Origin of the sequence: Pseudonocardia sp. KRD291 (assembly GCF_019263595.1) — a bacterium.
In the GTDB taxonomy this organism is placed as follows: domain Bacteria; phylum Actinomycetota; class Actinomycetes; order Mycobacteriales; family Pseudonocardiaceae; genus Pseudonocardia.
In genome coordinates this window covers 1-6,136 of sequence record NZ_JADQDD010000338.1, presented here as the reverse complement: position 1 = coordinate 6,136, position 6,136 = coordinate 1, and the positions used below count along the sequence as shown (strand labels likewise).

The 6,136-nt window shown below is 71.5% G+C and carries 7 protein-coding genes; all 7 read left to right on the top strand.

Features of this window, described 5'->3' with window-relative positions; genetic code table 11:
• The first annotated feature begins 893 nt into the window (after positions 1-893).
• Positions 894-1,097: a cold-shock protein gene (locus I4I78_RS28905; RefSeq protein ID WP_130288451.1), complete on the top strand. Its 204-nt coding sequence runs from the start codon at positions 894-896 to the stop codon at positions 1,095-1,097.
• Between the two features lie 406 nt (positions 1,098-1,503).
• A complete protein-coding gene (locus I4I78_RS28900) occupies positions 1,504-2,124 on the top strand; it encodes a hypothetical protein (RefSeq protein ID WP_218614672.1) in 621 nt (206 codons plus the stop codon).
• A gap of 273 nt (positions 2,125-2,397) precedes the next feature.
• On the top strand, positions 2,398-3,744 hold the full coding sequence (locus tag I4I78_RS28895; RefSeq protein WP_374225939.1) for a DUF445 domain-containing protein: 1,347 nt from the start codon (positions 2,398-2,400) through the stop codon (positions 3,742-3,744).
• A gap of 135 nt (positions 3,745-3,879) precedes the next feature.
• Positions 3,880-4,401, top strand: coding sequence for a helix-turn-helix domain-containing protein (locus I4I78_RS28890; protein WP_218614671.1), 522 nt, complete (start codon positions 3,880-3,882; stop codon positions 4,399-4,401).
• A 46-nt stretch (positions 4,402-4,447) separates the two neighbouring features.
• The gene (locus I4I78_RS28885) at positions 4,448-5,191 is read left to right on the top strand and encodes a hypothetical protein (protein WP_218614670.1); all 744 of its coding nucleotides are present in this window, start codon (positions 4,448-4,450) and stop codon (positions 5,189-5,191) included.
• Between the two features lie 137 nt (positions 5,192-5,328).
• Positions 5,329-5,640, top strand: coding sequence for a DUF2516 family protein (locus I4I78_RS28880; protein WP_218614669.1), 312 nt, complete (start codon positions 5,329-5,331; stop codon positions 5,638-5,640).
• Positions 5,637-6,136: YbaK/EbsC family protein (locus tag I4I78_RS28875; RefSeq protein ID WP_374225938.1), on the top strand; the 500-nt coding region annotated here is incomplete at its 3' end. The genes I4I78_RS28880 and I4I78_RS28875, both read left to right, overlap by 4 nt.

The window sequence follows — 6,136 nt, the reverse complement described above, 5'->3', positions numbered from 1 at the left end:
ACCGGCGCGGCGGTCGTCGCGCCGGAGGTCTCGTCGTCGGGGTCCGGCGTGGACGACGACGTCTCGTCGTCGTCGCCGAAGAGCATGCCGAACAGGCTGTCGAGCGGCCCGTCCGAGGGGCTCGCGATGCTCGCGGGGTGGGTCGGCTCGGCGCTCGCCACGCCGGCTCCGCACACACCCAGTGTGCCGATCATGAGGGTCAGGGCGAGTGACGTGGTGACTCGGGATCGCACGGTTTCTCCTGGTGGCGACGGGGTGGGACGGCGCAGAGCATGCTGATGACCTGCGGTGCAGCGCCAGATCCACTTTCGGGAAGCGACCCGGCCGCCGGGGCGCAGTATCGACGCTTCGCGACGACTCCGCCGACGCAAGCCCGGATCGGGTGACCCTGTCCGGGTGGTCGCCGGCCGGTTCAGGGGTCCGGGCCTGCGTCCGGCACCCGACCGGGGCGGCCCGTCGTGCTGTGGTCACTCGTCGGCGTGGACTCGGCTCCGTGACCACCCGTTCGGGGACGAGGTGACCGGATGTGAGCGCCGGAGGGCGTCGACGTGACTATCGGTCACCGGCGTGTGAGGCGTGGGGCCCGGGTGACACCGGTGCCCCACCCGTCACGGCCGGTGACGTCGCCGCCGCCGTACCCGGCCGCGGACACGGGCTCCGTCCTCGCGCGTACGCGTGCGCGCCCGCGCGGAGCAACACTGATCGTCGACGATCTCTCTGGTAGCGTTCGTGCTGGTTGCAGTCGTGTCCTGCCTCGATCGCCGGGAAGCGTCCGTGGCGGGTGTGACAGTGGTTCCCCGGCGGTCGGCACGTGCTGTCGGCCGCCTGTTCCGCGCAGCCTCCGGCCGTTCCAACGTCGGTCGGATCCGTTCCATGTGTGGGAGAGACAAGTTATGCCGCAGGGCACCGTCAAGTGGTTCAACGCCGAGAAGGGCTTCGGCTTCATCGCCACCGACGACAACGGACCGGACGTGTTCGTGCACTACTCGGCCATCGAGGCCACCGGATTCCGGACGCTCGAGGAGAACCAGCGCGTCGACTTCCAGTCCAGCCAGGGCCAGAAGGGACCGCAGGCCGACTCGGTCCGCGTCATCTGAGACACGTCCGGGCGCTGCCCGTTCTTCTTCAGACTCCACCGGTGCCGGCGTCCCACTCGGGGCGCCGGCACCGGCGTGTCCGGGCCCGGTCTCCCGCGGCCCGCCGTCCCCGACCGCGGAACACGGCGTGCCGCTCGTCACGGGCGGCCCACGACGACCGGTGACGCCGCCGACGCCTCGGGCGTCCCGTCCGCCCACCCACCGTGTGCAACCGGTCGACCGCCGGTGAACGGCACCCCGAGCGGTGTCCGGTAGTGCCTCTCCCACTCGTCTCGCCGCGCCGGTCGATCACCGCTGGCCCCTCGCATCCGCATCTCGATGCGCGCATTCTCGGTGTTGTACTTCACAGGGCGCGGGCCGGAACGGACGGCGGCGCGCCGCGCTGGTCGAAAAGGAGAGTGGACAGATGTCCTGGTGGGACAGCTACCGAGCCGTCTACGGCGCGGAGCTGCGAGCGGCAGCGCGCGAGTACGCCGACCACGGGTGGTCACTGGTACCCGGGCCGGGCGCCGATGTCCTGCTCGCCACCGGGGACGTGCTCGACGTGGTCGAGGTGCCCGCGGAGGTCGGTAAGCAGGTCTGCCGCACGCTGCGGGAGAGCGGCGAGGTGGTGCCGGTCGCGGCCACGCCCCAGGGGACGTGGTGGTTCCCGATGACCCCGCGGCACGCGCTGCCCGCCGAGCTGAGCCTGCACGCCGACGTCGTGCTGCACACCGACGGCATCGGCGTGCTCGCCCCACCGACGGAGCGTCCGGACGGGTGGGTGCAGTGGCGGGTCTCCCCGGCCCGCACCGGCTACCACGTCCCGGACGCCGCCATGCTGATCGAGGCCGTGAGCGATGCGGTCCGGCGGCGCTCGTCCGAGAGGAGCGCAGGCGGAACGAGCATCGGTACCGAGAGGAGCGCAGGCGGAACGAGCATCGGTACCGACAGGAGCGCAGGCGGAGCGAGCTTCGATGCCCAGAGGAGCGACCCGAACCCGGATGCCCAGCGGTCCGGTCAGGAGGTCGCGAGCGTGCAGCGCTGATCCGCTGCCCGCCGCGGGCGGGTCCCGTTCGTTGATGTCCGACCGTCGGTCGGCGCCGAGCAGGCCCCGCACGCACCGGTTGCGGCGCCCGAGGGGGCACTTCCCCCTCGTCGAGTGGAGCGAGAGCCCGCTCAGCGCAGCCGCACCACCGGCTTGGCCGGGACCGACGGAACACCGTCGGTCCCGGCCAGTTCCATGTCCGGCGACCTTTCGCCGGGTGCGGGCGGCGGGAGCGCCCGGCAGAGTGTCGGTGCGGCGCGGCACTATGGACGGGTGCACACCTCCCGCGCGCCGGAGCGCCCGGCCCCGTCCGGACCGTCGGCCCCACCCCACCGGAGCCCGGCCCGCTCGACGGTCCCGCTCGGCGACTTCGGGCCCGGCGACGAGGCCAAGCGTCGTGACCTGCGGCGGATGAAGATGGTGGCGACCGGGTTCCTGGTCGCCGCCACGATCGTCTTCTTCGTCGCGAAGTACCTGGAGGACGTCCAGGGGCTGGCCTGGGCCGGCTACGTGCGGGCCTCCGCCGAGGCCGGCATGGTCGGCGCGCTGGCCGACTGGTTCGCCGTCACCGCGCTGTTCCGCCATCCGCTGCGGATCCCCATCCCGCACACGGCGATCATCCCGCGCAAGAAGGACATGATCGGCGACAGCCTCGGTGACTTCGTCGGCGAGAACTTCCTGTCCGAGACGGTGATCCGGGACAAGCTGGACCGGGTCGGGATCAGCTCGCGGGTCGGGACCTGGATCGCGCAGACCGAGAACGCGGACCGGGTCACCGCCGAGCTCACCGCCGCCGCGCGCGGGATCGTCACCGTGCTGCGCGACGAGGACGTCCAGAAGGTCCTGGAGACCGTCGTGGTGCGCAAGCTGCTCGAGGTGCCGGTCGGCCCGCCGCTGGGCAAGGCGCTGGAGGGCGTGCTGGCCGACGGTGCGCACAAGCGCCTGGTCGACCTGGTGTGCGACCGCGCCTACGACTGGGTCGCCGACAACCAGGAGATGGTGCTGCGCGTGGTGCACGAACGCGCGCCGTCGTGGACGCCGCGCTTCGTCGACGAGATGGTCGCCGACAAGCTGTTCGACGAGGTGCGCGGTTTCGCCTGGAACGTCAAGAACGACCCGGAGCACCCGCTGCGTCACGCCGTGGACCGCTACCTGTCCGAGTTCGCCACCGACCTGCAGTCCGACCCGGCGACGATCGAGCGGGCCGAGCAGGTCAAGCGCCAGGTCGTCGAGCACCCCGAGGTGCAGCACTTCATCGGCCGCGCCTGGACCGTCGTCAAGTCGATGGTGCTCGACGCCGCGGAGGACCCGACGAACGAGCTGCGGCTGCGTGTGCGCGACGGGCTCCTCGCGCTGGGCCGGCGCCTGGAGCGCGACGACGAGCTGCGCGGCAAGATCGACGGCTGGGTCGCCGACGCGGCCGGCTACGTGGTGCGCCACTACCGCCACGAGATCACCACGCTGATCACCGAGACGGTCGCCCGCTGGGACGCCGAGGAGACCTCGAAGAAGATCGAGCTGCAGGTCGGGCGGGACCTGCAGTGGATCCGGATCAACGGCACCGTCGTCGGCGCGCTGGCCGGCCTGGTCATCTACACGGTCTCCGAGCTGATCATCTAGCCCGGGCGTCATCCGCCCGCCATATTCCGGTCATCAACGTGGCACAGGCCACGTGACCAGCGCTAGCGTTCCGCTTGCAAGAGCTAGCACCTCTGCGTACGGTCGTTGTTGTCAGCGATCGGAGGTGAGGAACGGATGACGACGAACCCGAACGGAAAGCGAGCGGCCGGTACCGAGGACGGTGCCCCCGAGCGCGTCGGCCAGGCGGTCGAGCAGGTCGGGCACGTCGTGGAGCAGGCCGGTCAGGCCGTCGGTCAGACGATCGACGACATCGGCGGCTACATCCGGGCGCAACGCGAGTCCGCACAGGTCTCGATGCGCCAGCTCGCCCGCACCGCCGGCGTCAGCAACCCCTATCTCAGCCAGGTCGAACGCGGGCTGCGTAAGCCGTCCGCCGAGATCCTGCAGCAGATCGCCAAGGGGCTGCGGATCTCCGCCGAGGCGCTCTACGTCAAGGCCGGGATCCTGGATGCACGACCGGCGAGCGTCGTCACCGACGCCGTGCTCGCCGACCCCACGTTGAGCGAGCGGCAGAAACGCGTGCTGCTCGACGTCTACGAGTCCTTCCGGCGGGAGAACGGTGCTGAGAGTAGCGCCGGCGGAACGAACGTCGGCTCCGTCGCCGACACCGTGACCGTCCCGTCGAGCACCCCCTGAAACCACCCCGCACAACGGGTCTCCACAGAAAGAGGAAGTGATCAGCATGGCCGTGTCCCTCCCGACCAGCACCGATGTCCGCAAGGTCCGTGAGCAGCAGGCCGAGGTCGTCCGCACCCCGCTGCTGGCCGTTCTCGGTGTCACCGACTACGCGTACAGCACCGTGAACAAGGCCGTCACCGACGCCCGGACCCGCGCCACCAAGCGCGCCGAGGAGGTCCAGACCCGCGTCTCGGAGCTGCCGAACGAGATCGGCGAGCTGCGTACCCGTCTGAGCTCGGAGCACCTGCGCAAGCAGGTCGAGGAGCTGCGTGACCAGGCCGAGGGCGTCTACAGCGGCTTCGCCGACCGCGGTGAGAAGGCCTGGGGCCGTCTGCGCAAGCAGCCGCAGGTCAAGCAGGCCATCAGCACCGTCGAGACGCTGACCGAGAAGGTCGACGAGTTCGTGGACGACACCCACGGCGTCGCCGAGAAGACCCTCGGCACCGTCACCCGCGAGACCCGTTCGTTCGGCGAGCGTGCCGCCCGCGGTGCGCAGCAGGTCGCCGGCCAGGCCGCCGAGGCCGTCACCGAGGCCACCTCGGACGCCTCGAAGGCCGTCGCCGACGCGGGCAAGGACGCCGCCTCCGCGATCGACGAGGCCGGTGACGAGGTCGCCAGCACCACCCGGAGCACCGCCCGCAAGTCGGCGGCCCGGACCGACCCGAAGGCCGCCTCGAAGGGTGTCACCACCCGCAAGCCGGCCACCCGCCGCGCCTCGACCAACGGTCGCAGCAGCACCACCAAGTGATCGCGCCGGGCGCACCTGCGAGGTGACGCCGGCGACGACGACACGCCCCCGGAACCCGTCGTGGTTCCGGGGGCGTTCTCTGCCCGGAATGCCCGGCCGAGGATGACCGCAGGTCCGTGTGCACGTAGGCTGGCCCGGTGGCGTTCCTCTACTACCTCGACAGCTACATCGTGATGGGGTTGTGGATCCTGCTCATCCCGGTGGGCGGGTACGCGTTCGTGCACGCGCTGCGCCAGCGTGCGGACGCGTTCACCGCGGTCGGCAAGCTGACCAAGAACGCCTGGCTGGGCATCACCGGCGTGGCGCTCCTGCTGCTGATCCTGATCAGGGGCGGCCCCCTGGGATCCGGCGCCATCTTCTGGCTGGCCGCGATCGTCGCCGTGCTGGTCTACCTCGTCGACGTGAAGCCGGCCGTCGTCGGGGTGCAGCGCGGCGACCAGCGTTGGTGAGCTGGTCCGTCCTGGGGTCGCTCGACGTCGTCCCCGCCCCCGAACGTCCCGATCTGCTGGCCGCACCGACGGCCGCGGCCCTGGGCGCGCTCGGCGCCGAGCGGGCCGGCCGCGTCGGGGTCGCCGAGATCGACCCGGACCTCGCCGACACGGCCGCGTTCTGCGAGGCCTACGGGTCCCCGCCGGAGTTCTCGGCGAACTGCGTCGTCGTCTCCGGCAAGCGTGCGGGCGAGACCCGCTACGCCGCCTGCCTCGTCCTGGCCACGACCCGCGCCGACGTCAACGGCGTCGTGCGCAGGCGTCTCGACGTCCGCAAGGCATCGTTCGCGTCGATGGACGACGCGGTGGAGCTGACCGGCATGGCCTACGGCGGCATCACCCCGCTCGGCCTGCCGGAGGGCTGGCCGCTCTGGATCGCACCCGAGGTGGCGAACGCCGAGGCCGTCGTCGTCGGCAGCGGGATCCGGGGCTCGAAGCTGGCCGTCCCCGGCGACAT